The following is a 25,724-nucleotide window of genomic DNA, read 5'->3' on the forward strand; positions in this document are numbered from 1 at the left end:
CAGGTCCGCCCGAGGGCAATCAGCGGTCGCTGCGCGGGTAAGAGTGTGCCGAAAATGCAGGGGCCGCCATGGCTGGCTGAAACAGGAAGAGACAAATCAGGGGCGCGAGAGCACCCCTTGAGGGCAGGGGATGGGTATGTCTGGAGGGGTCAGAGGCTAAGCAGGCCCAGGTGCGTATTGATGATTTGAATCAGGCGCTGGTTGAACCGGGGGGCTTCGCCTTGGTCATCGGGCAGTTCGATCAGCTCGATCTCCCGGCAGCTGTAGTCGTGCCAACCCAGCATGCGCGGCAGATACCCTGACGGATACAGCGCAGTGACTGGCACTTTGAGCCCGGCCGGGGCCTCGCCTGCATCAGCTGAAGGGCTGTCGCTGGTCGAGACAAACAGATGGCGGGTCTGGCCCGGGTGCAGTTGCTCGGTGTTGCGGGCCAGGGCGAAAGCCAACTGCGCCCCTACGCCCTGACCAAACAGCGCATGGGGTTTGTGCAGGTAGACCTGCAAGCGTTCGACCAGGGTGGCGATCAGGGTGGGATTGTTTTGCAAGGGCAGTGGACGGGTCAGGTCGCCATAGGCCAGGACGTTGACGGTCACCAGTTCGATATGGTCATTGAGCGCTACGGACCAGGCGCGGTATTGGCTCAGATGGTCCTGACTGCAGGCGAGGCAGATCAGGCGGATCTGCGGCGGCTGGGCAGAGCCCGGTACGGTTCTGCGCTGAAGAGTGGGAGCGTGCACTGCCTTTCCTTCCGCTCAAGGTGTGCCCCGAGCGCGATTGCTGCCAGTGGCCGGGGTCGCCGGCCATGGCTGTGGGTTCACTCTGCCGATTGTCTGCTCAGGTAGGCCTTGATCGTTTTTGCCCCGTTGTTCAGGTGGCGTTCGAGGATCCTGATGGCATCTTCAACCGACTTGTCGTTAGCGGCGTCCACCAGCCCGATGTGATCGTCCTGGGTCAGCTTGCCCAGGCCCATCGACGACAGGTGGAAGCGCAGAAAGCGTTCTTCTTCATTGAGCTCGTTTTCAATCAGGCGCAGCAGCTTCTGGTTGGGCGCCTTGCTGTACAGGCTCATGTGAAACAGGCGGTTCAGGCGACCGATTTCGGCATGCCGGGTTTCGTTTTCCAGCTCCGCGATATAGCCGCGAGCCATGGCAATATCCTCGGCGTCGAGCAAGGGGATCGACTGGCGCAGGGCCTCGGACTCCAGGAGGACCCGCAAGGCGTAGGTATCCACGGCATCTTCGCCGATCAGTGGCGCGACCACGGCACCCTTGTGCGCCACTACCTGCAGCAGCGACTGCGCTTCGAGCTGGCGCAGGGCCTCGCGCACCGGCATGCGGCTGACGCCAAACAAGGTGGCCAGTTCCTGTTGACGCAAGGCCATGCCCGGCGCCAGGCGACCATCGAGGATGGCACTGCGCAGCCGCTCTTCAATCACACTGCGCGCCAGGTGGGGCGGAACTTGCTCGCCACCGCCCAGAATGTCGCTCAGAAGTTTGGTTTTTTCGGCCACGCTGTCTCTGCCTGAAGTCGAAACGGTTTTGGATCCAGGATCCAATAACACTAGTTAGGGGAGATTTACTTGTCAAACCGCGCCGACGAGAGCCCTGATTTCACTAACGAAACAGCAATCAACGGCCGCTTGCTTGCTATCGTGAAGGAAGTTTTTGCTCAAGGGAAGCCGGGTTGCAGCCCACGCCTGACAAGGGGTTGCCCGTGATCAACAGTTTGATGGCGCGATGATCGTAAGGTGCCATTGTTTTTTCCGGGTCGAGGCCGCACCATCGGCGTTTTCCACAGGTCTGCGCGGATTGTTCGCATTGGCGATACCTCTGGCTGTTCAATTGACTGTGCGTCGGCTTGGCCTTGCCGTGGTGCTCGGCTGCCTGTTGCTGGGCGGTCTGCACGCCGATTGGGATTTCTCGCAGATCAGCCGCCGCGCCCAGTCGTTGTACGGGCCCTTGGGGCCTGGTCAGGGCCGGGTCGATGCCTGGCAGAACCTGTTGGCGACCCAGAAGCAGGGCAGCGAGGCCGAACGCCTGAAAGTGGTCAACCAGTTCTTCAACCAGCAGCTTCGCTATGTCGAGGATATCGACCTGTGGCGTGAGGTGGACTACTGGGCAACCCCGGTGCAGTCGTTGATCAAGGGCGCCGGCGACTGTGAAGACTACGCTATCGCCAAGTATTTCAGCCTGCGCCGGCTCGGTGTTCCTGCCGAAAAACTGCGGATTACCTACGTCAAGGCCTTGCGCCAGAATCGCGCGCACATGGTCCTGACCTATTATTCAAGCCCGGAGGCCATGCCACTGGTGCTCGACAGCCTGATCGACGCGATCAAGCCCGCCAGCCAGAGGCCGGACCTGTTGCCGGTGTATTCCTTCAACGGTGAAGGCCTGTGGCTGACCGGTGCGGGTGGCAACAAGAAGGTGGGCGACACCAAGCGCTTGTCGCGCTGGCAGGATCTATTGAAGAAGATGCAGGCCGAAGGCTTCCCCGCCGAGCCGGCTTACTGAAGGAGCACAGATGTCACTGTTCAAACAATTGCTGCTTGCCATCTGCCTGTTCCTGGTAGTCGCCTTCAGCGGCAGCTTCATGGTCAGCCTGGAGAGTTCGCGCAGCCAGTACGTCAACCAGCTGCGCTCCCATGCCCAGGACGCCGCCACGGCCCTGGCGCTGTCGCTGACGCCGAATATCGACGACCCGGCGATGGTCGAGCTGATGGTCAGCTCGATCTTCGACAGTGGTTATTATTCGAGCATCAAGGTCATCGACACGGGCTCCAATGCCTTGCTGGTCGAGCGCCACGCCGAGCCAGATGCCAACGGTGTGCCGGCCTGGTTCATTCGCCTGATCGGCCTGGAGCCCGCCGGTGGCGATGCCATCGTCAGCCGCGGCTGGCAGCAGGCGGCACGGGTCGAGGTGGTCAGCCATCCGATGTTCGCCCTGGCCAAGCTTTGGCAGAGTGCCCTGGGCAGCCTCGGCTGGCTGCTGCTGTGCGGCGCCTTGAGTGCGGTGCTCGGCGCGCTGTTGCTGCGCCGCCAGCTCAAGCCGCTGGATTACATGGTGGCGCAGTCCCACGCCATCGCCCGGCGCGAGTTCCTCAGTTTGCCGGACTTGCCGCGTACCCCGGAACTGCGCCGGGTAGTGCAGGCCATGAACCAGATGGTCGAAAAGCTCAAGGCGCTGTTCAAGGAGCAGGCCGAGCGTAGCGAAAAGCTGCGGGTCGAGTCGTACCAGGACAGCCTCACCGGGCTTGCCAACCGCCGCTATTTCGAGATGCAGCTCAACGCCCTGGTCAGCAACCTCGAAGAGGCGCGCCCGGGTTACCTGTTGCTGCTGCGGGTCAAGGACCTGGCCGGGCTCAACCAGCGCCTGGGCGGTCAGCGTACCGACCAGTTGCTGCAGGCGGTTGGCCAGCAACTGCAACGCACCTGCGCCAACTACCCGGAAACCAACAACCTGATTACCCGCAGCCGCGGCGGCGAGTTTGCCGTGCTGGCGCCGGGGCTGGTGCATGAAGAGGCGATCCAGCTGGCCCAGGCCCTGGAAGTGACCCTGCAGAGCCTGGCCGATACCGGCGCCAGTGATGTAACCCCGGTCGCCTGCATCGGCATGGCCCCTTACAGCCCGGGTGACGAGCCCCAGGCTTTGCTCAAGCTGGCTGACGAAGCCCTGGCGCGCGCTGAAAGCCAGCTGGAGCCAGGCTGGGTGTGCCTGGAGCAGGGTACTGCGCCGCAAGCCGGCGATACCCACCATGCCTGGCATACCCTGCTCGATGAAGCGTTGCAGCAGGGGCGCTTCCAGCTGTTCTTCCAGCCGGTGGTGGCCTGTGATGCACCGGAGCGGGTGCTGCATTACAAGGTGATCTCGCGGGTGCTCGACGCCCAGGGCCAGGCCATCGCCGCCGGACGCTTCCTGCCCTGGCTGGAGCGTTTTGGCTGGTCGGCGCGGCTCGATGTGCTGATGCTCGAGCAAGTGCTCAAGCACATGCACACCCACAAGGAAGCGCTGGCCCTTAACCTGTCGGCAGCGACCCTGGCCGATCCGAAGGCGTTGCAGCGGGTCTATGACCTGCTCGGCCAGAATGCCGTGCTGGGTCCGCGCCTGACCCTGGAAATCGGTGAAGAACAACTGCCTGAACAAGCCGTGCTTGAGCAGCTCACCCGACGCCTGCGGGTACTGGGTTTCAGCCTCAGCCTGCAGCGTTTCGGCGGACGTTTCAGCATGATCGGCAACCTTGCACACCTGGGTCTGGCCTACCTGAAGATCGACGGCAGCTACATCCGCGCCATCGACCACGAACGGCACAAGCGCCTGTTCATCGAAGCGATCCAGCGCGCAGCGCACAGCATCGACTTGCCGCTGATTGCCGAGCGGGTCGAAACCGAAGGTGAGCTCAAGGTATTGCGTGAGATGGGTATTCAGGGGGTTCAGGGAAGACTGGTCGGCGAGCCGGCACCCTGGCGTTGAGGCAAGCGGCTGCAGGCCCGCAACGGGCCTGCGCCAGTCAGATCAGGCCGCTGTGTTCTTCACTGTCATCGATCAGGTTGGTCAGGCCGCCCAGCACCTGACGGGCATTGGATCGGCTGAGCAGTTTGGCCTGAGCGCCGGCCGGCAGGTCGGTGATGCTGATCACGCCTTTGGTGGTCAGCACCTCGATCAAGTCCTCGAGCACCCGGATCATGTCCAGGTCACTCTGTTTGAGCTGCTTGAGGCTGTTCTCGACTACGTCGTCGGCGAACCACTCCTGGACCTCGGCATGGTCGGCCGGGAGCATCTCCGTGTATTCGGCGTAGGGTGCGGCCTCTACCCGGACCAGTTGGCCCTGTGCATCGCGTTGCACGTAGAACATGGGGGTATCCCTCTGAATGTCAGTCCGTATCCGCAGTCAGCAGCATAGGCCAAGCTGGCCGGGCGTGTAGCCCCGGCGAGCGAGTATGCGCTGTGAATACGGTGCAGGCAAAGTCCGAAGCGCCGCGCCAGCCCCGGGAGGGCTGGCGCAGGCTGTGGATCAACTGTTGGAGTGGTCGATCTTGATGGTTGGGTCGGCACCGGTAACCAGCGAGTTGATCGTGGTATTGGCCCAGTTGACCCCTTCCAGCTTGATCGTCACATCGGCATTGGCCAGGCCGCCAGAAGCGTTGAGCTTGCCTTCGGAGCTGACCTGCAGGGTCGACTCGCCGTTGACCGTGGTGATCTTCAGGTAGTTGTCGATGGTGCTAGCCTTCTCGCCCTGGAGCAGGTCGCTCAGGTCCAGACGGTCACCTTCGGCAGCCTTGAAGTCCTTGATCACGTCCTTGCCGGTGTCGCCAGCCTTCCACACGAAGGTATCGGCACCGCTGCCGCCGGTCATGATGTCGTCGCCCTTGCCGCCGATAAGGATGTCGTTGCCTTCACCGCCAAGCAGGGTGTCATTGCCGGTACCGCCGAGCAGGATGTCATTGCCCTTGCCGCCATCGAGGTAGTCGTTGCCACCCTGGCCGAAGAGAATGTCGTTGCCGTCGCCACCGAGCAGCGTGTCCTTGCCATCGCCAGTACGTGATACATCAAACTCGCTGACGTGCTCGGCGATGTACTGGTGCAGCACGCGTCCGTCGACATCACCCTGGTCCACGCCCAGCTTGCCGGCCACATAGGCTTGCATGGCTTCGACGCCGTTGCCGGCGATGCCGTCAAAACTGACCAGGTCACCGAACAGGATGTCATTGCCGTCGCCGCCACTGACTGCATCGTTGCCCGGCAGGCTGGCCTCGGTATGGCCAAGAATCGCTTCGGCCAGTTTGCTCGGGTCGATGTTGGCCTGCGGTTTACCATCGGTGTCGTATGGTTTCAGATCGTTGGAGTTGACCCCGCCATTGAGGCCGATCGCTTCCACGCTCGAATGCTTCGACAGCAACAGGAAAGACTCTTTGGAGTTGGCGTCGACGTAATACCAGTTCTGGCTCGACAACTCATAGGTGCCATCACCTTGCGCGTGCAACTCGCCCGAAGCGTTGCTGTCGGCGCGCCAGCGGTAGCCATCCCAGTATTGAGACGAGAGGTTACCCTGCTTGTCGATACTGATCCGGTTGTAGCCACCGACCATTTCATTGCTGATGACATTGCCCAGTTTGTAGTTCAGCGAGGCCAGTACGCTATCCATCGAGTAGCCCGAGTCTTTGAACGTCGGGTTACCTCGCTCGTTGCCTTGAGAAACGTTTGGCTGGCCATCGGTAATGAAGAACGTCTGGTTGCTACCGTCACTGCCGGTGTCCTTGAGGTTCTGGAACCAGTTGGCGGTGGTTTTGAACGCATCTTCGTAGTTGGTATTGCCGCCGGGAGTCAGCTTCTTCAGTGCAGCTTGCAGCGCTGCCAGTCCACCATTGTCGGCCAGGTTGATCGAGAAGGTGGTGTTGACCTGGGTGGAGAAGTCCACCAGCAGAATATTCACCGTACCCGACTGAGCACCTTTGACACTGTTAGCCAGGGTGTTGAACACCGACTCCAGGGATTTCTTCGCCGCGTCCACACCGGCGTAACCCATACTGGCTGAAGTATCGACAATGAACGCCAGGTTGTAATCCTGCCCTGGGGTTACATGCAAGCCATTGACGTCGGCGACCACGATGTCGTTGTTGGTGCCAAAGTCGCGGCTGTCGTTATCGGACGTCAGGTTGGTGGTGGCATAGGTATCCGGGTAAACGGTGACCTTGATCGTGCCCTGGGTGAAGTCGGTGCTGCCGTTGGCCTTCTCGGTGGCCGTCGAGGTGACGGTCACGTCGAACTGGCCCTGGTAGTAGGCTGGCGGCTTGATGCTCAGGCCGTTGAGGTTCCAGCCGGTGACGTCGACCTGGCCACTGCCGACGGTGACAGTGTGGCCGGCGCCATCGCTCAGTACCGAGCCTGCCGGAATGCCGCCCAGCTTGACGCTGAGGGTTTCCGAACCATCGGTGTCGGTGAGGTTGGTGGAGATACCGACCAGCTTGACGGTGCCGTTCTCGGCGCCTTCATTGAGCTTGTAGCCCTGGTAGTAGCCTTCGCCATTGGCACCGTGCAACTCGCCGACGGTGACGCCAGCATTGGTCAGCTCGTTCACGCCCGGGTACATCGGGATGTTGGCGTTGTTCAGGTCGACCGGGGTACTGCCATTGACCGACAGGTTGACGTCGTAGCTGCCCGGGCCGCTCTGGTTGGCGTGGTAGATATCCAGGGTGTAGTAGCCGCTGATGGTCGGCTTGAACGATCCGCTGATCGCACCGCCCGCGCCCCAGGTGGCCTGGGCCACGTTCTTGCCGCCGATGGTGATCAGCAGGCTGTCATCGCCGACACCGCTGAAGCTGTAGGTCTTACCCGCTTCGAGGTAGATCAGGCCGGAAGTCTTCGAGCCCGAACCGCCGACGACGCTGGCGTCGGACTGGGCATTGGTGACCAGCGAGCTGCTGTTGGCCTTGCCCGAGTTGTCGAACACGGTCTTCAGTGCATCGCCGGTGATGCCGTTGCCGTTGGTACCCAGGCCGCTGAGGCTGTTCCAGGTTTCCTTGACCAGGCCGATCGAGTTGACGTTGTTGCTGCCGATGTTCAGGTCAGGTTTGTCGGCCACCGGAGTGATGTCGACCTTGACGGTGCTTTCGTTGCCCAGGCCCTGGCCATCGGTTGGCTTGAACTTGATGTGTGCGTAGTCGGCCTCTTTGTTGCCGACGCCGGTGCCACCGTTGGCATTGATACCCGACTCGTTGCGATCCGGCACGAACTTCAGCTTGCCGGCATCGATGTCGGCCTTGCTGAAGACCTTGCCAGCATCGGCTTCGGTCAGGGTTTTCCAGACGTTGCCATCCTTGTACTGCAGCACGCCGTCGGCGGGCAGTTTGGTGATGGTCAGGCCCAGGTTGGCCGCCGGGGTATCGGCATCGGTGATGCCGAAGTTGGCCCAGCTCAGCACCAGGTCGGTGTCTTCGGTACCGGTCACGGCGCCGCCCGCGGCAACAGGTGCCTCGTTGCTGACGATGGTGGTGGTGACACTGCCCGCGCTGCCGCTGACTGCCAGGTTCTCGAAGTTGCCGCCGGTGGCCGAGTCGATCTTCACGGTGAAGTTCTCGGCACTCTCGGCAATGCCATCACGGATGATCGGCACGCTGAAGGTGCCCACATCGCTGCCCGCCTTGATCACCACGGTGGCGACGCCGGTGTAGTCCGCACCGTTGGTGGCGGTGCCGCTGTAGGTCAGCTTGATGACTACATCGGTTTGCGCCTTGTTGGTCAGGGTCAGCGTGTAGTTGGCCGAGTCACCTTCCACCACCGAGGTGGTGCCGCTGATGCTGACGGTGGTGGTGTCGATGGTGTCGGTCACCTGGGTGACGGCTGGCTGCTTGCTGATCGCCAGGTCTTCGAAGTTGCCACCGGTGGCGCCAGTGATGGTGGCGTTGACGCTGCCCGCATCGATGTACACGTCATCCGCTGGCGCAGGCACGCTGGCCGTGCCCGTGGTCTTGCCGGCATCGATGGTGATGGTTGCACCGTTGCTCAGGGTCACGGTGACCGCGGTCTGCGCCTTGTTGCTCAAGGTCGCGGTGTAGGTGATGTTGCCACCTTCGGCGACCGATGGCGTGGCGCTCAGGGTCAGGTTGGTGGTGTCGATGGTATCGGTAACGCTGGTTACGGCGGACGAACCGTCGACCTTCAGTTCTTCGAAGTCACCGCCGGTGCTGCCGGTGATTTTCGCACTGACGTTACCGGCATCGATGTACACGTCATCGCCAGGCGCGGCGATGGTCACCTTGCCTTCGGTCTGGCCTGCGGCGATGGTGATGGTCTCACCGTTGCTCAGGGTGACCTTCATCTCGGTGCCAGCAGGGTTGCTCAGCTTGGCCACGTAAGTGATCGAGCCGCCTTCGGCCACGGTCGGAGTCGCCGTCAGGGTCAGGCTGGTGGAGTCCTTGGTGCCCGGGCCGTCAGTGACGGTGGTGCTGGTGTTGCCGGTGCTGACCAGTTTTTCGTAGTTGCCGCCGCTGGTGCCGGTGATGCTGTTGGTCAGGGTCGGATTGGTGGTGTGCACGTTGTTCGGTGCAACGTAGTCCACAGTGCCGGTGCTCTGGCCTACAGGAATGGTGATCTGCTGACCGTTGGCCAGGTTGATGACCAGGTCGGAACCGGTCACCGGCGCGCTGACTTTCGCGGTGTAGGTGACCACGCCGCCTTCAACAACACTGTTGGTGCTGGCGGTCAGGGTTACGGTGCTGGTGTCGATGGTGTCCTTGACGTCGGTGACAGCCGGGGTGTTATCCACAGCCAGCTTCTCGAAGTCGCCACCGGTGGTGCCAGTGACAGTCACGCTCAGCTTGTCAGCGTCGATGTATACGTCGTCGCTTGGTGCATCGATGGTGATCTTGCCTTCGGTCTGGCCCTTGGCGATGGTGATGACTTCACCGTTGCTCAGGGTGACCTTCATCTCGGTACCGGCTGGGTTGGTCAGCGTCGCGGTGTAGGTGATCGAGCCGCCTTCGTTGACTGTTGGCGTCGCGGTCAGCTTGAGGCCGGTGGTGTCGTCAGTACCTGGACCGTCAGTAACGGTGGTCACCGGGTTGCCCGCAGTGTCCAGCTTCTCGTAGTTGCCGCCGGTGGTGCCGGTGATGCTGTTGGTCAGGTCCGGGTTGGTGGTGTGCACGTTGTTCGGTGCAACGAAGTCCACGGTGCCCGAGCTTGCGCCGACAGGGATGGTGATTTGCTGACCGTTGGCCAGGTTGATCACCAGGTTCGAACCGGTTACCGGAGCAGTGACGGAAGCGGTGTAAGTCACCACGCCACCTTCAGTCACGCTTGGCGTGGCGGTCAGGGTGACGGTCGAAGTATCGATGGTGTCGGTCACTTCGGTGACGGCTGGAGTGTTATCTACATCCAGTTTCTCGAAGTCGCCGCCAGTGGTACCAGCGACAGTCACGCTGACTTCCCCTGCATCGACGTACACGTCGTCTTCCGGAGCCGGAACAGTGATGCTGCCTTCGGTTTGGCCCTTGGCGATGGTGATGACTTCACCATTGCTCAGGGTGACCTTCATTTCGGTGCCGGCTGGGTTGGTCAGGGTAGCGGTGTAGACGATTTCGCCGCCTTCGGCGACGGAGCCAGTGGCGGTCAGCTTCAGGCCGGTGGTGTCGTCAGTACCCGGACCATCGGTGACGGTGGTCACCGGGTTGCCCGCGGTATCCAGCTTCTCGTAGTTGCCACCGGTGGTGCCGGTGATGCTGTTGGTCAGGTCCGGGTTGGTGGTGTGCACGTTGTTCGGTGCGACAAAGTCCACGGTGCCCGAGCTTGCGCCGACCGGAATAGTGATCTGCTGACCATTGGCCAGGGTGATCACCAGGTTCGAACCGGTAACCGGAGCAGTAACCGAAGCGGTGTAAGTCACCACGCCGCCTTCGGTCACGCTTGGAGTAGCGGTCAACGTAACGGTGCTGGTGTCGATGGTGTCGGTGACTTCAGTCACGGCAGCCGCCGGGTCGACTTCGACTTTTTCGAAGTCGCCACCGGTGGTGCCGGCGATGGTCACGCTGACTTCACCGGCATCGATGTACACGTCGTCCGAAGGCGCTGGCAGGGTGATGCTGCCCTCGGTCTGGCCCTTGGCGATGGTGATGACTTCACCATTGCTCAGGGTCACCTTCATCTCGGTGCCCGCTGGATTGGTCAGGGTGGCGGTGTAGACGATCTCGCCGCCTTCAGCGACCGAGCCGGTAGCAGTCAGCTTCAGGCCGGTAGTGTCGTCAGTACCTGGACCGTCAGTAACGGTGGTCACCGGGTTGCCCGCGGTATCCAGCTTCTCGTAGTTACCACCGGTGGTGCCGGTGATGCTGTTGGTCAGGTCCGGGTTGGTGGTGTGCACGTTGTTCGGTGCAACGAAGTCCACGGTGCCCGAGCTGGAACCGACAGGGATGGTGATCTGCTGACCATTGGCCAGGTTGATCACCAGGTTCGAACCGGTTACCGGAGCAGTAACCGAAGCGGTGTAAGTGACAACGCCACCTTCAGTCACGCTCGGCGTGGCGGTCAGGGTGACGGTCGAAGTGTCGATGGTGTCGGTCACTTCGGTGACGGCTGGAGTGTTATCCACATCCAGCTTCTCGAAGTCGCCGCCGGTGGTACCAGCGACAGTCACGCTGACTTCACCGGCATCGATGTACACGTCGTCTTCCGGAGCCGGAACAGTGATGCTGCCTTCGGTTTGGCCCTTGGCGATGGTGATGACTTCACCGTTGCTCAGGGTGACCTTCATTTCGGTGCCAGCCGGGTTGGTCAGCGTCGCGGTGTAGACGATCTCGCCGCCTTCCGCGACCGAGCCAGTGGCGGTCAGCTTCAGGCCGGTAGTGTCATCGGTGCCCGGACCGTCAGTAACGGTGGTCACTGGGTTGCCCGCAGTGTCCAGCTTCTCGTAGTTACCGCCCGAAGTGCCGGTGATGCTGTTGGTCAGATCCGGGTTGGTGGTATGCACGTTGTTCGGTGCGACAAAGTCCACGGTGCCCGAGCTTGCGCCGACAGGGATGGTGATCTGCTGACCATTGGCCAGGGTGATCACCAGGTTCGAGCCGGTTACCGGAGCAGTGACAGAAGCGGTGTAAGTCACCACGCCACCTTCAGTCACGCTCGGAGTGGCGGTCAGGGTGACAGTCGAAGTGTCGATGGTGTCGGTCACTTCGGTGACGGCTGGAGTGTTATCCACATCCAGCTTCTCGAAGTCGCCGCCACTGGTACCAGCGACAGTCACGCTGACTTCCCCTGCATCGACGTACACGTCGTCTTCCGGAGCCGGAACAGTGATGCTGCCTTCGGTTTGGCCCTTGGCGATGGTGATGACTTCACCGTTGCTCAGGGTGACCTTCATTTCGGTGCCAGCTGGGTTGGTCAGCGTCGCGGTGTAGACGATCTCGCCGCCTTCCGCGACCGAGCCGGTAGCAGTCAGCTTCAGGCCGGTGGTGTCATCGGTGCCCGGACCGTCAGTAACGGTGGTCACTGGGTTGCCCGCAGTGTCCAGCTTCTCGTAGTTACCGCCCGAAGTGCCGGTAATGCTGTTGGTCAGATCCGGGTTGGTGGTATGCACGTTGTTCGGTGCGACAAAGTCCACGGTGCCCGAGCTTGCGCCGACCGGAATAGTGATCTGCTGACCATTGGCCAGGGTGATCACCAGGTTCGAACCGGTTACCGGAGCGGTGACGGAAGCGGTGTAAGTCACCACGCCGCCTTCGGTCACGCTTGGAGTAGCGGTCAGCGTAACGGTGCTGGTATCGATGGTGTCGGTGACTTCAGTCACGGCAGCCGCCGGGTCGACTTCGACTTTCTCGAAATCGCCACCAGTAGTGCCGGCGATGGTCACGCTGACTTCACCGGCATCGATGTACACGTCGTCTTCCGGAGCCGGAACAGTGATGCTGCCTTCGGTCTGGCCCTTGGCGATGGTGATGACTTCACCGTTGCTCAGGGTCACCTTCATCTCGGTGCCCGCTGGGTTGGTCAGGGTGGCGGTGTAGACGATTTCGCCGCCTTCAGCCACGGAGCCGGTAGCGGTGAGCTTCAGACCGGTGGTGTCGTCAGTGCCCGGGCCGTCGGTGACGGTCGTGACTGGGTTGCCCGCAGTGTCCAGCTTCTCGTAATTACCACCGGTGGTGCCGGTGATGCTGTTGGTCAGGTCCGGGTTAGTGGTGTGCACGTTGTTCGGTGCAACGAAGTCCACGGTGCCCGAGCTTGCGCCGACAGGGATGGTGATTTGCTGACCGTTGGCCAGAGTAATGACCAAGTTCGAGCCGGTCACTGGGGCAGTAACCGAAGCGGTGTAAGTAACGACGCCACCTTCAGTCACGCTCGGCGTGGCGGTCAGGGTGACGGTCGAAGTGTCGATGGTGTCGGTGACTTCGGTGACGGCTGGAGTGTTATCCACATCCAGCTTCTCGAAGTCGCCGCCGGTGGTACCAGCGACAGTTACGCTGACTTCCCCTGCATCGACGTACACGTCGTCTTCCGGAGCCGGAACAGTGATGCTGCCTTCGGTCTGGCCCTTGGCGATGGTGATGACTTCACCATTGCTCAGGGTGACCTTCATTTCGGTGCCCGCTGGGTTGGTCAGGGTGGCGGTGTAGACGATCTCACCGCCTTCGGCGACGGAGCCAGTGGCGGTCAGCTTCAGGCCGGTGGTGTCATCGGTGCCCGGACCGTCAGTAACGGTGGTCACTGGGTTGCCCGCAGTGTCCAGCTTCTCGTAGTTACCACCGGTGGTGCCGGTGATGCTGTTGGTCAGATCTGGGTTAGTGGTGTGCACGTTGTTCGGTGCGACAAAGTCCACGGTGCCCGAGCTTGCGCCGACCGGAATAGTGATCTGCTGACCATTGGCCAGGGTGATCACCAGGTTCGAACCGGTAACCGGAGCAGTAACCGAAGCGGTGTAAGTCACCACGCCGCCTTCGGTCACGCTTGGAGTAGCGGTCAACGTAACGGTGCTGGTGTCGATGGTGTCGGTGACTTCAGTCACGGCAGCCGCCGGGTCGACTTCGACTTTTTCGAAGTCGCCACCGGTGGTGCCGGCGATGGTCACGCTGACTTCACCGGCATCGATGTACACGTCGTCCGAAGGCGCTGGCAGGGTGATGCTGCCCTCGGTCTGGCCCTTGGCGATGGTGATGACTTCACCATTGCTCAGGGTCACCTTCATCTCGGTGCCCGCTGGGTTGGTCAGGGTGGCGGTGTAAACGATTTCGCCGCCTTCAGCCACGGAGCCGGTAGCAGTGAGCTTCAGACCGGTGGTGTCGTCGGTACCTGGACCGTCGGTGACGGTGGTCACCGGATTACCAGCGGTATCCAGCTTCTCGTAGTTGCCGCCCGAAGTACCGGTAATGCTGTTGGTCAGATCCGGGTTGGTGGTGTGCACGTTGTTCGGTGCAACGAAATCCACGGTGCCCGAGCTTGCGCCAACTGGGATGGTGATCTGCTGACCATTGGCCAGGGTGATCACCAGGTTCGAGCCGGTAACCGGAGCAGTAACCGAAGCGGTGTAGGTGACGACGCCGCCTTCGGTCACGCTTGGAGTAGCGGTCAGCGTAACGGTGCTGGTATCGATGGTGTCGGTGACTTCAGTCACGGCAGCCGCCGGGTCGACTTCGACTTTCTCGAAATCGCCACCAGTAGTGCCGGCGATGGTCACGCTGACTTCACCGGCATCGATGTACACGTCGTCCGAAGGCGCTGGCAGGGTGATGCTGCCCTCGGTCTGGCCCTTGGCGATGGTGATGACTTCACCATTGCTCAGGGTCACCTTCATCTCGGTGCCCGCTGGGTTGGTCAGGGTGGCGGTGTAAACGATTTCGCCGCCTTCAGCCACGGAGCCGGTAGCCGTCAGTTTCAGGCCGGTGGTGTCGTCAGTGCCCGGACCGTCGGTGACGGTGGTCACCGGATTACCGGCAGTGTCCAGCTTCTCGTAATTACCACCGGTGGTGCCGGTGATGCTGTTGGTCAGATCCGGGTTGGTGGTATGCACGTTGTTCGGTGCGACAAAGTCCACGGTGCCCGAGCTTGCGCCGACCGGAATAGTGATCTGCTGACCATTGGCCAGGGTGATCACCAGGTTCGAACCGGTAACCGGAGCAGTAACCGAAGCGGTGTAAGTCACCACGCCGCCTTCGGTCACGCTTGGAGTAGCGGTCAACGTAACGGTGCTGGTGTCGATGGTGTCGGTGACTTCAGTCACGGCAGCCGCCGGGTCGACTTCGACTTTTTCGAAGTCGCCACCGGTGGTGCCGGCGATGGTCACGCTGACTTCACCGGCATCGATGTACACGTCGTCCGAAGGCGCTGGCAGGGTGATGCTGCCCTCGGTCTGGCCCTTGGCGATGGTGATGACTTCACCATTGCTCAGGGTCACCTTCATCTCGGTGCCCGCTGGATTGGTCAGGGTGGCGGTGTAGACGATCTCGCCGCCTTCAGCGACCGAGCCGGTAGCAGTCAGCTTCAGGCCGGTAGTGTCGTCAGTACCTGGACCGTCAGTAACGGTGGTCACCGGGTTGCCCGCGGTATCCAGCTTCTCGTAGTTACCACCGGTGGTGCCGGTGATGCTGTTGGTCAGGTCCGGGTTGGTGGTGTGCACGTTGTTCGGTGCGACAAAGTCCACGGTGCCCGAGCTTGCGCCGACAGGGATTGTGATTTGCTGACCGTTGGCCAGGTTGATCACCAGGTTCGAACCGGTTACCGGAGCGGTGACGGAAGCGGTGTAAGTCACCACGCCACCTTCAGTCACGCTCGGCGTGGCGGTCAGGGTGACGGTCGAAGTATCGATGGTGTCGGTCACTTCGGTGACGGCTGGAGTGTTATCTACATCCAGTTTCTCGAAGTCGCCGCCAGTGGTACCAGCGACAGTCACGCTGACTTCCCCTGCATCGATGTACACGTCGTCCGATGGCGCTGGCAGGGTGATGCTGCCCTCGGTCTGGCCTGCAGCGATGGTGATGACTTCACCGTTGCTCAGGGTGACCTTCATTTCGGTGCCGGCTGGGTTGGTCAGGGTGGCGGTGTAGACGATTTCGCCGCCTTCAGCCACGGAGCCGGTAGCAGTGAGCTTCAGACCGGTGGTGTCGTCGGTACCTGGACCGTCGGTGACGGTGGTCACCGGGTTGCCCGCGGTATCCAGCTTCTCGTAGTTGCCACCGGTGGTGCCGGTGATGCTGTTGGTCAGGTCCGGGTTGGTGGTGTGCACGTTGTTGGGTGCGACAAAGTCCACGGTGCCCGAGCTTGCGCCGACCGGAATAGTGATCTGCTGACCATTGGCCAGGGTGATCACCAGGTTCGAGCCGGTTACCGGAGCAGTGACAGAAGCGGTGTAAGTCACCACGCCACCTTCAGTCACGCTCGGAGTGGCGGTCAGGGTGACGGTCGAAGTGTCGATGGTGTCGGTCACTTCGGTGACGGCTGGAGTGTTATCTACATCCAGTTTCTCGAAGTCGCCGCCAGTGGTACCAGCGACAGTCACGCTGACTTCCCCTGCATCGATGTACACGTCATCGGATGGCGCTGGCAGGGTGATGCTGCCTTCGGTTTGGCCCTTGGCGATGGTGATGACTTCACCGTTGCTCAGGGTCACCTTCATTTCGGTGCCGGCCGGGTTGGTCAGGGTAGCGGTGTAGACGATCTCGCCGCCTTCAGCGACCGAACCAGTGGCGGTCAGCTTCAGGCCGGTAGTGTCGTCAGTACCTGGACCGTCAGTAACGGTGGTCACCGGGTTGCCGGCGGTATCCAGCTTCTCGTAGTTACCACCGGTGGTGCCGGTGATGCTGTTGGTCAGGTCCGGGTTGGTGGTGTGCACGTTGTTGGGTGCGACGAAGTCCACGGTGCCCGAGCTGGAACCGACTGGGATGGTGATTTGTTGGCCGTTGGCCAGAGTAACTACCAGCGCAGAACCGGTCACTGGGGCAGTAACCGAAGCGGTGTAAGTAACCACGCCGCCTTCAGTCACGCTTGGCGTAGCAGTCAGGGTGACGGTCGAAGTGTCGATGGTGTCGGTGACTTCAGTCACGGCAGCCGCCGGGTCGACTTCGACTTTCTCGAAATCGCCACCAGTAGTGCCGGCGATGGTCACGCTGACTTCACCGGCATCGATGTACACGTCATCGGATGGCGCTGGCAGGGTGATGCTGCCTTCGGTTTGGCCCTTGGCGATGGTGATGACTTCACCGTTGCTCAGGGTCACCTTCATTTCGGTGCCGGCCGGGTTGGTCAGGGTAGCGGTGTAGACGATCTCGCCGCCTTCGGCGACGGAGCCAGTTGCGGTCAGCTTCAGACCGGTGGTGTCGTCAGTACCTGGACCGTCGGTGACGGTGGTCACCGGGTTGCCCGCGGTATCCAGCTTCTCGTAGTTGCCACCGGTGGTGCCGGTGATGCTGTTGGTCAGGTCTGGGTTGGTGGTGTGGACGTTGTTGGGTGCAACGAAGTCCACGGTGCCCGAGCTTGCGCCGACAGGGATGGTGATCTGTTGGCCGTTGGCCAGAGTAACTACCAGCGCAGAACCGGTCACTGGGGCAGTAACCGAAGCGGTGTAAGTAACGACGCCGCCTTCAGTCACGCTTGGCGTAGCAGTCAGGGTGACGGTCGAAGTGTCGATGGTGTCGGTGACTTCAGTCACGGCAGCCGCCGGGTCGACTTCGACTTTCTCGAAGTCACCGCCGGTGGTGCCAGCGATGGTTACGCTGACTTCGCCCGCATCGATGTACACGTCGTCCGATGGCGCTGGCAGGGTGATGCTGCCTTCGGTTTGGCCCTTGGCGATGGTGATGACTTCACCATTGCTCAGGGTGACCTTCATTTCGGTGCCCGCTGGGTTGGTCAGGGTGGCGGTGTAGACGATTTCGCCGCCTTCAGCCACGGAGCCGGTAGCGGTGAGCTTCAGACCGGTGGTGTCATCGGTGCCCGGGCCGTCAGTAACGGTGGTCACCGGGTTGCCCGCGGTATCCAGCTTCTCGTAGTTGCCACCGGTGGTGCCGGTGATGCTGTTGGTCAGGTCCGGGTTAGTGGTGTGCACGTTGTTCGGTGCGACGAAGTCCACGGTGCCCGAGCTTGCGCCGACAGGGATGGTGATCTGTTGGCCGTTGGCCAGAGTAACTACCAGCGCAGAACCGGTCACTGGGGCAGTAACCGAAGCGGTGTAAGTAACGACGCCGCCTTCAGTCACGCTTGGCGTAGCAGTCAGGGTGACGGTCGAAGTGTCGATGGTGTCGGTGACTTCAGTCACGGCAGCCGCCGGGTCGACTTCGACTTTCTCGAAGTCGCCACCGGTGGTGCCGGCGATGGTCACGCTGACTTCGCCCGCATCGATGTACACGTCGTCCGACGGCGCTGGCAGGGTGATGCTGCCCTCGGTCTGGCCTGCAGCGATGGTGATCACTTCACCATTGCTCAGGGTCACCTTCATCTCGGTGCCCGCTGGATTGGTCAGGGTGGCGGTGTAGACGATCTCGCCGCCTTCAGCCACGGAGCCGGTAGCAGTCAGCTTCAGGCCGGTGGTGTCATCGGTGCCCGGACCATCAGTAACGGTAGTCACCGGATTACCCGCGGTATCCAGCTTCTCGTAATTACCACCGGTAGTACCGGTGATGCTGTTGGTCAGGTCCGGGTTGGTAGTGTGCACGTTGTTCGGCGCAACAAACTCAACCGAACCGGTGCTCTGACCGACAGGAATAGTGATCTGCTGACCATTGGCCAAAGTAATAACCAGCGCAGAGCCAGTCACTGGTGCAGTCACCGAAGCGGTGTAAGTGACCACGCCACCTTCAGCCACACTGCTGTTCGCTGTCAAAGTGACAGTCGAAGTATCAATGGTGTCAGTAACTTGCGTAACAGCCGGGGTGCCATCTACAGCAACTTTCTCGAAGTCGCCGCCGGTAGTGCCAGTGACAGTCACGCTAACTTCACCGGCATCGACGTACACGTCGTCTTCCGGTGCCGGAACAGTAATGCTGCCTTCAGTCTGACCTGCAGCAATAGTGATCACCTCACCATTGCTCAGGGTTACCTTCATTTCGGTGCCGGCCGGATTGGTCAGCGTGGCGGTATAAACAATCGAGCCGCCTTCAGCGACCGAACCGGTAGCCGTCAGCTTAAGGCCGGTAGTGTCATCAGTACCTGGACCGTCAGTAACGGTAGTCACCGGATTACCCGCGGTATCCAGCTTCTCGTAATTACCACCGGTAGTACCGGTAATGCTGTTGGTCAGGTCCGAATTGGTAGTGTGCACGTTATTCGGCGCAACAAACTCAACCGAGCCAGTGCTCTGACCGACAGGAATAGTGATCTGCTGACCATTGGCAAGGGTAATAACCAGTGCAGAGCCAGTAACCGGCGCAGTGACCGAAGCGGTGTAGGTAACCACACCACCTTCAGCCACACTGCTGTTCGCTGTCAAAGTGACAGTCGAAGTATCGATGGTGTCAGTAACTTCGGTAACCGCCGGCTGATTGCTGACCACCAGGTTCTCGAAGTTGCCACCATCGACATTGTCGATGCTCACGCTGACGTTGCCGGCATCGACATACACATCATCGCTTGGTGCAGGCACGGTGACGCTGCCTTCAGTCTGGCCCGCCGCGATGGTGATCACCGCGCCGTTGCTCAGGGTCACGGTCACCGGGGTACCGGCCGGGTTGGTCAGGGTCGCGGTGTAGATGATCGAACCGCCTTCGGCCACGGTGCCGGTGGCGTTCAGGCTCAGGCCGGTGTCATCGATCGAGTCGTTGATGGTGGTGACCGCCGGGGTCGGGTTCGGAACCAGGTTCTCGAAGTTGCCACCGGTAGCGCCCGTGATGGTGGTGCTGACGCTGCTGCCGTTGTTGTAGACGTCGTTCGGCGGGGTTTGCACGTCGACGGTGCCGGTGGTCTGGCCGGCGCCGATGGTGATGGTGCTGCCGTTGGACAGGGTCACGGTGACCGGCGTCTGCGCCGGGTTGGTCAGGGTGGCGGTGTAGGTGATCACACCGCCTTCGGTGACACTCGGGTTGGCGCTCAGGCTGACCGTGGTGGTGTCGATGGTGTCGGTGATCTGGGTCACTGCCGGGGTGGTGTCCGGGGTGACGATCAGGCCCGCGCCGCCGGTAGTGCCGGTGATGGTCGCGGAAATCTCGCTGCCGTCCAGGTACACGGTATCGTTCGGCGGGATGGTCACGCTGACGCTGCCGGTGGTCTGCCCGGCGCTGATGACGATGACCTGGCCATTGGACAGGGTCACGGTCAGGTCGGTCAGCGGTGGCTGGCCCAGGGTGGCGGTGTAGGTGATCACGCCACCCGCTTCGGTGATCGACGGCGTGGCGCTCAGGGTCAGGCCGGATTCGCGCGTAGGCGTGGTGGTTGCCGGGTTGTTGGCATCGTCCAGGCCGCCCAGTTCCTGGGTGGCGGCGCCGGTGGCAAAGCCGATCGGGCCGGTCGGGAAGCCAATGGTCGGGTCGACCGAGCCTGCGGTGGCGTCGAGCATCACGAAGCTGTGGCCACCACCGGCCGCGCCGCCGCTACCTGCGGCCGACGGGCCTGCTGCGGTGGCTTCGAGCTCGGTGGTCGGGTCAGCACCGGCGGCGATGGCCTGCTGCAGCTCTTCCACCGAAGGCGCAGCCTGGGCGGTGGCTGCCGCGAGGTCAGTGCTGCTGTCCGGGGTCTCGGCGCTCCACTGGGTGTCGCGGCCCAGGTCCAGGGTGCGGCCGTCGGCCAGCTCCAGGGTGACAGCGCCGGCCAGGCCGGTCAGCACCTGCTCGCCAGCGAACAGGCGGTCACCTTCGATGAGTACACGTTGAATCCCTTCTGGGGATACGGCGATTACTTGGCCAACAATGCTTTTGACGATGGCAACAACACTGCTCATTGGACTCTCCGGACTACCCGTTCAATTTGGCTTCCATGCCAGCCGGCGCTGAATTGCCGCTTTCTGATGGAATGTTTCAATAGTAAGTTTGGCGCTTTTGACGTCAATATATTGTCGATAACTGTTGGCTATTAAGTTTATGCCAAAGTATTGACCTTCCTGCTGCCATCCTAAACAATCAGCACCGTAATGTCACATTGATATTTGAGCGGCTGCCACTCTTCCTCCGTACGATCCAAGTACCCCTTCGGAAGTTTCCGACATAAGGTCATTCCGGTTGCCATTTTCTAATGCAGCAACGATTTCTGCTGTGATTTGGGACAAGACGTCCCTGGGAAAAAAGTTAAATGCGCGCGTCACTGTTCACTGCTCTTCCTTTCGTCCTCGCCACCAGTTTCGTTCAAGCACAGAGCCTGCCAGAGGCCATGCAGAAAGCCCTCGAGGTACACCCGGAAATCCAGGCCGGGGTTAACAGCCGAATCGCTGCCGATTACCAACTGCGCGCCGCCAAAGGCGGTTACCTGCCACGCGTCGACGTGCTGGCCGGCTACGGCCGTGAAGGCACCGACAGCCCGAGCACCGGCAACCGCTGGGAAACGCTCAACCGCGGTGAGTCGAGCGTGCGCCTGCGGCAGATGGTCTTCGACGGTTTTGCCACCTCGAGCGAAGTCGGCCGCCAGCAAGCCACCGTCAACTCCCGCGCCTACTCGCTGTTGGGTGCATCCGAGCGCACCGCGCTGACCGTTGCCCAGGTCTATCTGGATGTCCTGAGCCGTCGCGAGATGGTCCGCCTGGCAGAAGACAACCTGCGCAGCCACGAGCGCATCTACGACCAGATCAAGCTGCGCACCGCCCGTGGTGTTGGCCGCCTGGCTGACCTTGATCAGGCCGAAGCGCGCCTGGCCCAGGCCCGCAACAACCTGATCACCGAGCAGACCAACCTCGCCGATGCCAAGACCAACTACCTGAGCGTGGTCGGTCAGCTGCCGGACGAGTTAAGCAGCCCTACGCCGTTTGTCGACCTGTTGCCGGCCAACCTCGACGAAGCCCGCCAGCAGATGGTCGAGAGCAGCCCGATCCTGCGCTCGGCAGAGTCCGATATCGCAGCGGCGGAGAAGCAATACGCAGCGGCAAAGTCTACTTTCTATCCGCGTTTTGATGCAGAACTCGGACGGACGGCCGATAACGATCTGGATGGCATGAACGGCCACAACAATGAATGGCAGGCTATGCTGCGTATGAGCTTCAACTTGTATGCCGGCGGCAGCAACAAGGCCGACCTGGAATCCAAGTCGTACCTGACCAACCAGGCGCTGGACATTCGCAACAATGCCTTGCGCCAGCTCAATGAGGAGCTAGGCCTGGCATGGAATGCTATGGACAATGCCAATGCGCAGTTGCCGATCGCCCAACAATACGTCGATCACAGCAACAGTGTGCGCACCGCCTACCAGAAGCAGTTCAGCCTGGGCGAACGTACCTTGCTAGACTTGCTCGACAGCGAGAACGAACTCTTCACTGCCCAGCGCCGTCTCACCGAAGTGAAGAACAGCCAGCTGTTTACTCAGTATCGAATCAAAGCGACCATTGGTCAGCTGCTCAAGAGCCAGGGTGTTGTCGCACCGATGGCCTCTGTGGTGCAGAACGACCTTAAACCGAAAGTGAACCTGCCAGGCATGAACTGAGGTTCACTGTTATAGCCAACCGCAACCGTTAAGAGAGCCCGCGTGGAATCAGAAGTCAGTCGAGTCCAACTCAGCCATGATCCACGCAGTCAGCACGACGATCCGTTGCTGGACAGCCTGCTGTCTCTTTGCGTGCTGCACCAGAAGCCCGCCAGCCGGGCCATGCTGACCACCGGCCTGCCGTTGCCGGCCCAGCGCCTGAGCCCGGAGCTGCTGCCACGCGCGGCAGCCCGTGCCGGCCTGCAGGGCCGCTTGCTGCAACGCAAGCTGGAGCAGATCCCGAGCATCGCCATGCCGGCCATGCTCCTGCTCAAGGACGGTCGCAGCACGGTGTTGCTGGGTTGGGAGAACGACGACACCGCGCGCCTGTTGCTCAGCGAAAGCGACGGCGGCGAAGTGCATGTCAGCCGCGAGGCCTTGCAAAGCGACTACAGTGGCCGGGTGTTCTTCGCCCAGCCGCAGCACAAGTTCGACGTCAACCATGGCAACCTGATCCCGCGGGCGCGCTCCTGGTTTCGTGACACCCTCAAGCGCAGCCGCTGGCTGTACATCGACGCCATCGCCGCAAGCCTGGTGATCAACCTGATTGCCCTGGCCGCACCGCTGTTCGTGATGAACGTCTATGACCGCGTGGTGCCCAACCAGGCAACCTCGACCCTCTGGGTCCTGGCCCTGGGTATCTCCGGCGCCTACATCTTCGACCTGATCCTCAAGGGCCTGCGCAGCTTGTGCCTGGACCTGGCCGGGAAGAAGACCGACCTGATCATCTCCGCCACGCTGTTCGAACGCATCGTCGGCATGGCCATGAAATACCGGCCGGCAAGGGTCGGCAGCTTTGCCCAGAACATCCATGAATTCCAGGGCCTGCGCGACTTCCTCGCCTCGCTGACCCTGACCAGCCTGATCGACCTGCCGTTCACCCTGCTGATCCTGCTGGTGATCGCCATCATCGGCGGGCACCTGGTGTGGATTCCAATCATCGCCTTCCCGCTGGCCCTGGGCATCGGTTATGCCCTGCAGAAGCCGCTGGTGGCGACCCTTGAGCGAACCATGGCACTGGCCTCCGAGCGCCAGTCGAGCCTGATCGAGACCCTCGCCGGGCTCGATGCGGTCAAGGTCAACAACGCCGAAAGCGAACGTCAGTACATGTGGGAGCAGACCATCGGCACCCTCAGCCGCCTCGAGCTGCGGGTCAAGGTGCTCTCGGGCCTGGCGATGAACATCACCCTGCTGATCCAGCAACTGGCGGGCGTGGCGCTGATCTGCGCCGGTGTCTACCAGATCATGGCTGGCAACCTGAGCATGGGCGGCCTGATTGCCTGCTACATGCTCAGTGGCCGCGCCCTCGGCCCGCTGGGCCAGCTCTCCGGCCTGCTGACCCGTTATCAGCAAGCCAAGGTGACCATGGTCTCCACCGACCAGATGATGGAACTGCCGCAAGAGCGCAACTTCGAAGAACGCCCGCTGAGCCGTCAGGTACTGCAGGGCGCCATCGAGTTTCGCGGCGTCGATTTCACCTACCCCAACCAGCAGAACCTGGCGCTCAAGGGCGTCAATGTATCGATACGCCCCGGCGAGAAGATCGGTATCATCGGTCGCAGCGGCTCGGGCAAGAGCTCGCTGGCCAAACTGATCGTCGGTCTCTACGAAGCCGATGCCGGCTCGTTGCTGGTCGATGGCGTGGACATCCGCCAGATCGACGTCAGCGAGCTGCGCCACAACATCGGCTACGTGCCCCAGGACATCCAGCTGCTGGCCGGTACCCTGCGCGACAACCTGGTCAGCGGTGCCCGTTACGTGGAGGACGAATTGGTCCTGCAGGCCGCCGAACTGTCCGGGGTTCACGAATTTGCCCGCCTGCACCCGCAAGGCTACGAGCTGCAGGTTGGCGAGCGGGGCCAGAACCTGTCCGGAGGTCAGCGGCAGAACGTCGCCCTCGGCCGTGCCCTGTTGCTCAACCCGCAGATCCTGCTGCTCGACGAGCCGACCAGCGCCATGGACAACACCGGTGAAGAACGCCTCAAGCAACGCCTGCAAGTGGTCATCGAGAACAAGACCGTGGTCCTGGTGACTCACCGGGCTTCGCTGTTGTCACTGGTCGACCGCCTGATCGTTGTCGATCGCGGGCAGATAGTCGCGGATGGCCCGAAAGCCGCCGTCATGGATGCGCTGAAGAAGGGGCAGATCAGTGTTGCTTAAGATGGATATGGGCCAGATCAAGGACAGCCTGCGCAGGTATTTCAAGGGTTCCGAATCACTCAGCGGCCAGCCGCTGCCCGAGGTCAACAAGGCGCTGATCGAAGATGCGCCGCGCATCGTGCGCCTGACCATCTGGGGGGTGATCGGCTTCTTCCTGTTCCTTGGCCTCTGGGCCAATTTCGCCATTATCGACGAAGTCACCCGTGGCGAAGGCAAGGCCATCCCGTCGTCGAAACTGCAGAAGATCCAGAACCTGGAAGGCGGCATCGTTGCGCAGATCTACGCCAAAGAGGGCGAGATCGTCGAAGTGGGCGACCCGTTGCTGCGCCTGGACGATACCCGGTTCGTTTCCAACGTCGGTGAGACCGAGGCTGATCGCCTGGCCATGGCCCTGCGTGTCGAGCGCCTGAGCGCCGAGGTCGAAGACCGGCCGCTGAAGATCGACGAAGAAATCCGCAAGGCCGCGCCGAGCCAGGCCGCCAACGAAGAGTCCCTGTACCAGAGCCGCCGCCAGCAGTTGCAGGACGAAATCGGCGGCCTGCAGGAGCAACTGGTGCAGCGCCAGCAAGAGTTGCGCGAGTTCAGCTCCAAGCAGGGCCAGTACCGCAACAGCCTGCAGCTGCTGCGCCAGGAGATCAGCATGTCCGAGCCGCTGGTGGCTCAGGGCGCGATCTCCCAGGTTGAAGTGCTGCGCCTCAAGCGTGCCGAGGTCGAGAACCGCGGCCAGCTGGATGCCACCTCGCTGGCGATTCCGCGTGCCGAGTCGGCGATCAAGGAAGTCGAGCGCAAGATCGACGAGACCCGCGGCAAGTTCCGCAGCGAAGCCCTGACCCAACTCAATGAGGCGCGCACCGACCTGAGCAAGGCCCAGGCCACCGGCAAGGCCCTGGACGATCGGGTCAACCGTACCCTGGTCACCTCGCCGGTGCGCGGTATCGTCAAGCAGCTGCTGGTCAACACCGTTGGCGGGGTGATCCAGCCGGGCAGCGACCTGGTCGAGATCGTGCCGCTCGATGATACCCTTTTGGTCGAAGCGCGCATCCGTCCGCAAGACATTGCCTTCCTGCACCCGGGGCAAGAGGCGATGGTCAAGTTCACCGCCTATGACTACACCATCTACGGCGGCCTCAAGGCCAAGCTCGAACAGATCGGCGCCGACACCATCACCGACGAAGACAAGAACACCTTCTACGTGATCAAGCTGCGCACCGAGCGCAGCCACCTGGGCACCGACGACAAGCCGCTGCTGATCATCCCGGGGATGGTCGCTTCGGTGGACATCATCACCGGCAAGAAAAGCGTGCTGAGCTACCTGCTCAAGCCGATCATCCGCGCCCGGGCCGAAGCGCTGCGCGAGCGCTAAAAGCATCGCTGGCAAGCCAGCTCCCACAGTTGGACTTTGTGGGAGCTGGCTTGCCAGCGATGAGGGCCTGAAGCTCACCATATGCTTATGCTCTAAAGATATTTAAATTCTTTCTCTTATGACTTTATAGTCACTCCCC

Annotated in this window: 9 protein-coding genes; 5 read left to right on the forward strand and 4 right to left on the reverse strand. The window is 61.6% G+C overall.

All coding sequences use genetic code 11. The annotated features are described in order from the left end of the window. Window positions 1-149: 149 nt before the first annotated feature. Together LOY45_RS00635 and LOY45_RS00640 are read right to left on the reverse strand one after the other, a co-directional pair. Window positions 150-737 carry a thioesterase domain-containing protein gene (locus LOY45_RS00635; protein ID WP_115089500.1) on the reverse strand — a complete coding sequence of 196 codons (588 nt, stop codon included), beginning with the start codon at window positions 735-737 and terminating at the stop codon, window positions 150-152. A 77-nt stretch (window positions 738-814) separates the two neighbouring features. Next, on the reverse strand, window positions 815-1,510 hold the full coding sequence (locus LOY45_RS00640) for a GntR family transcriptional regulator (protein ID WP_115089499.1): 696 nt from the start codon (window positions 1,508-1,510) through the stop codon (window positions 815-817). 307 nt (window positions 1,511-1,817) lie between these two features. Here LOY45_RS00640 and lapG point away from each other — a divergent pair, with 307 nt between their 5' ends. Beyond that, window positions 1,818-2,510, forward strand: a complete 693-nt coding sequence (gene lapG / locus LOY45_RS00645) for a cysteine protease LapG (protein WP_115089526.1) — start codon at window positions 1,818-1,820, stop codon at window positions 2,508-2,510. Window positions 2,511-2,520: 10 nt separating this feature from the next. Beyond that, a complete protein-coding gene (gene lapD / locus LOY45_RS00650; protein WP_115089498.1) occupies window positions 2,521-4,467 on the forward strand; it encodes a cyclic di-GMP receptor LapD in 1,947 nt (648 codons plus the stop codon). A 37-nt stretch (window positions 4,468-4,504) separates the two neighbouring features. On the opposite strand, the gene LOY45_RS00655 is transcribed toward lapD, so the two are convergent. Together LOY45_RS00655 and LOY45_RS00660 are read right to left on the reverse strand one after the other, a co-directional pair. After that, window positions 4,505-4,849: a tryptophan synthase subunit beta gene (locus tag LOY45_RS00655; RefSeq protein WP_115089497.1), complete on the reverse strand. Its 345-nt coding sequence runs from the start codon at window positions 4,847-4,849 to the stop codon at window positions 4,505-4,507. Between the two features lie 159 nt (window positions 4,850-5,008). Further along, a complete protein-coding gene (locus LOY45_RS00660) occupies window positions 5,009-20,338 on the reverse strand; it encodes a retention module-containing protein (protein WP_258578623.1) in 15,330 nt (5,109 codons plus the stop codon). Window positions 20,339-20,685: 347 nt separating this feature from the next. On the opposite strand from LOY45_RS00660, the gene LOY45_RS00665 reads away from it, so the two are divergent. From LOY45_RS00665 to LOY45_RS00675, 3 genes are read left to right on the forward strand one after another with little or no spacing between them, the layout of a single operon-like run. Further along, on the forward strand, window positions 20,686-22,023 hold the full coding sequence (locus LOY45_RS00665; RefSeq protein ID WP_233674160.1) for a TolC family outer membrane protein: 1,338 nt from the start codon (window positions 20,686-20,688) through the stop codon (window positions 22,021-22,023). 42 nt (window positions 22,024-22,065) lie between these two features. Beyond that, the gene (locus LOY45_RS00670; protein ID WP_115089494.1) at window positions 22,066-24,222 is read left to right on the forward strand and encodes a type I secretion system permease/ATPase; all 2,157 of its coding nucleotides are present in this window, start codon (window positions 22,066-22,068) and stop codon (window positions 24,220-24,222) included. Between the two features lies 1 nt (window position 24,223). Beyond that, window positions 24,224-25,585 (forward strand): HlyD family type I secretion periplasmic adaptor subunit, encoded by a 1,362-nt coding sequence (locus tag LOY45_RS00675; protein ID WP_166675625.1) that lies wholly within the window; start codon window positions 24,224-24,226, stop codon window positions 25,583-25,585. Window positions 25,586-25,724: the final 139 nt, after the last annotated feature.

This window comes from Pseudomonas wadenswilerensis, assembly GCF_024749185.1.
GTDB classification, from domain to species: Bacteria; Pseudomonadota; Gammaproteobacteria; order Pseudomonadales; family Pseudomonadaceae; genus Aquipseudomonas; species Aquipseudomonas wadenswilerensis.

Coding starts and splice junctions, on each gene's coding strand:
- LOY45_RS00660 (WP_258578623.1), bottom strand. CDS start 20,338: ATGAGCAGTGTTGTTGCCATCGTCAAAAGCATTGTTGGCCAAGTAATC.
- LOY45_RS00675 (WP_166675625.1), top strand. CDS start 24,224: ATGGATATGGGCCAGATCAAGGACAGCCTGCGCAGGTATTTCAAGGGT.
- lapD (WP_115089498.1), top strand. CDS start 2,521: ATGTCACTGTTCAAACAATTGCTGCTTGCCATCTGCCTGTTCCTGGTA.
- LOY45_RS00665 (WP_233674160.1), top strand. CDS start 20,686: ATGCGCGCGTCACTGTTCACTGCTCTTCCTTTCGTCCTCGCCACCAGT.
- LOY45_RS00655 (WP_115089497.1), bottom strand. CDS start 4,849: ATGTTCTACGTGCAACGCGATGCACAGGGCCAACTGGTCCGGGTAGAG.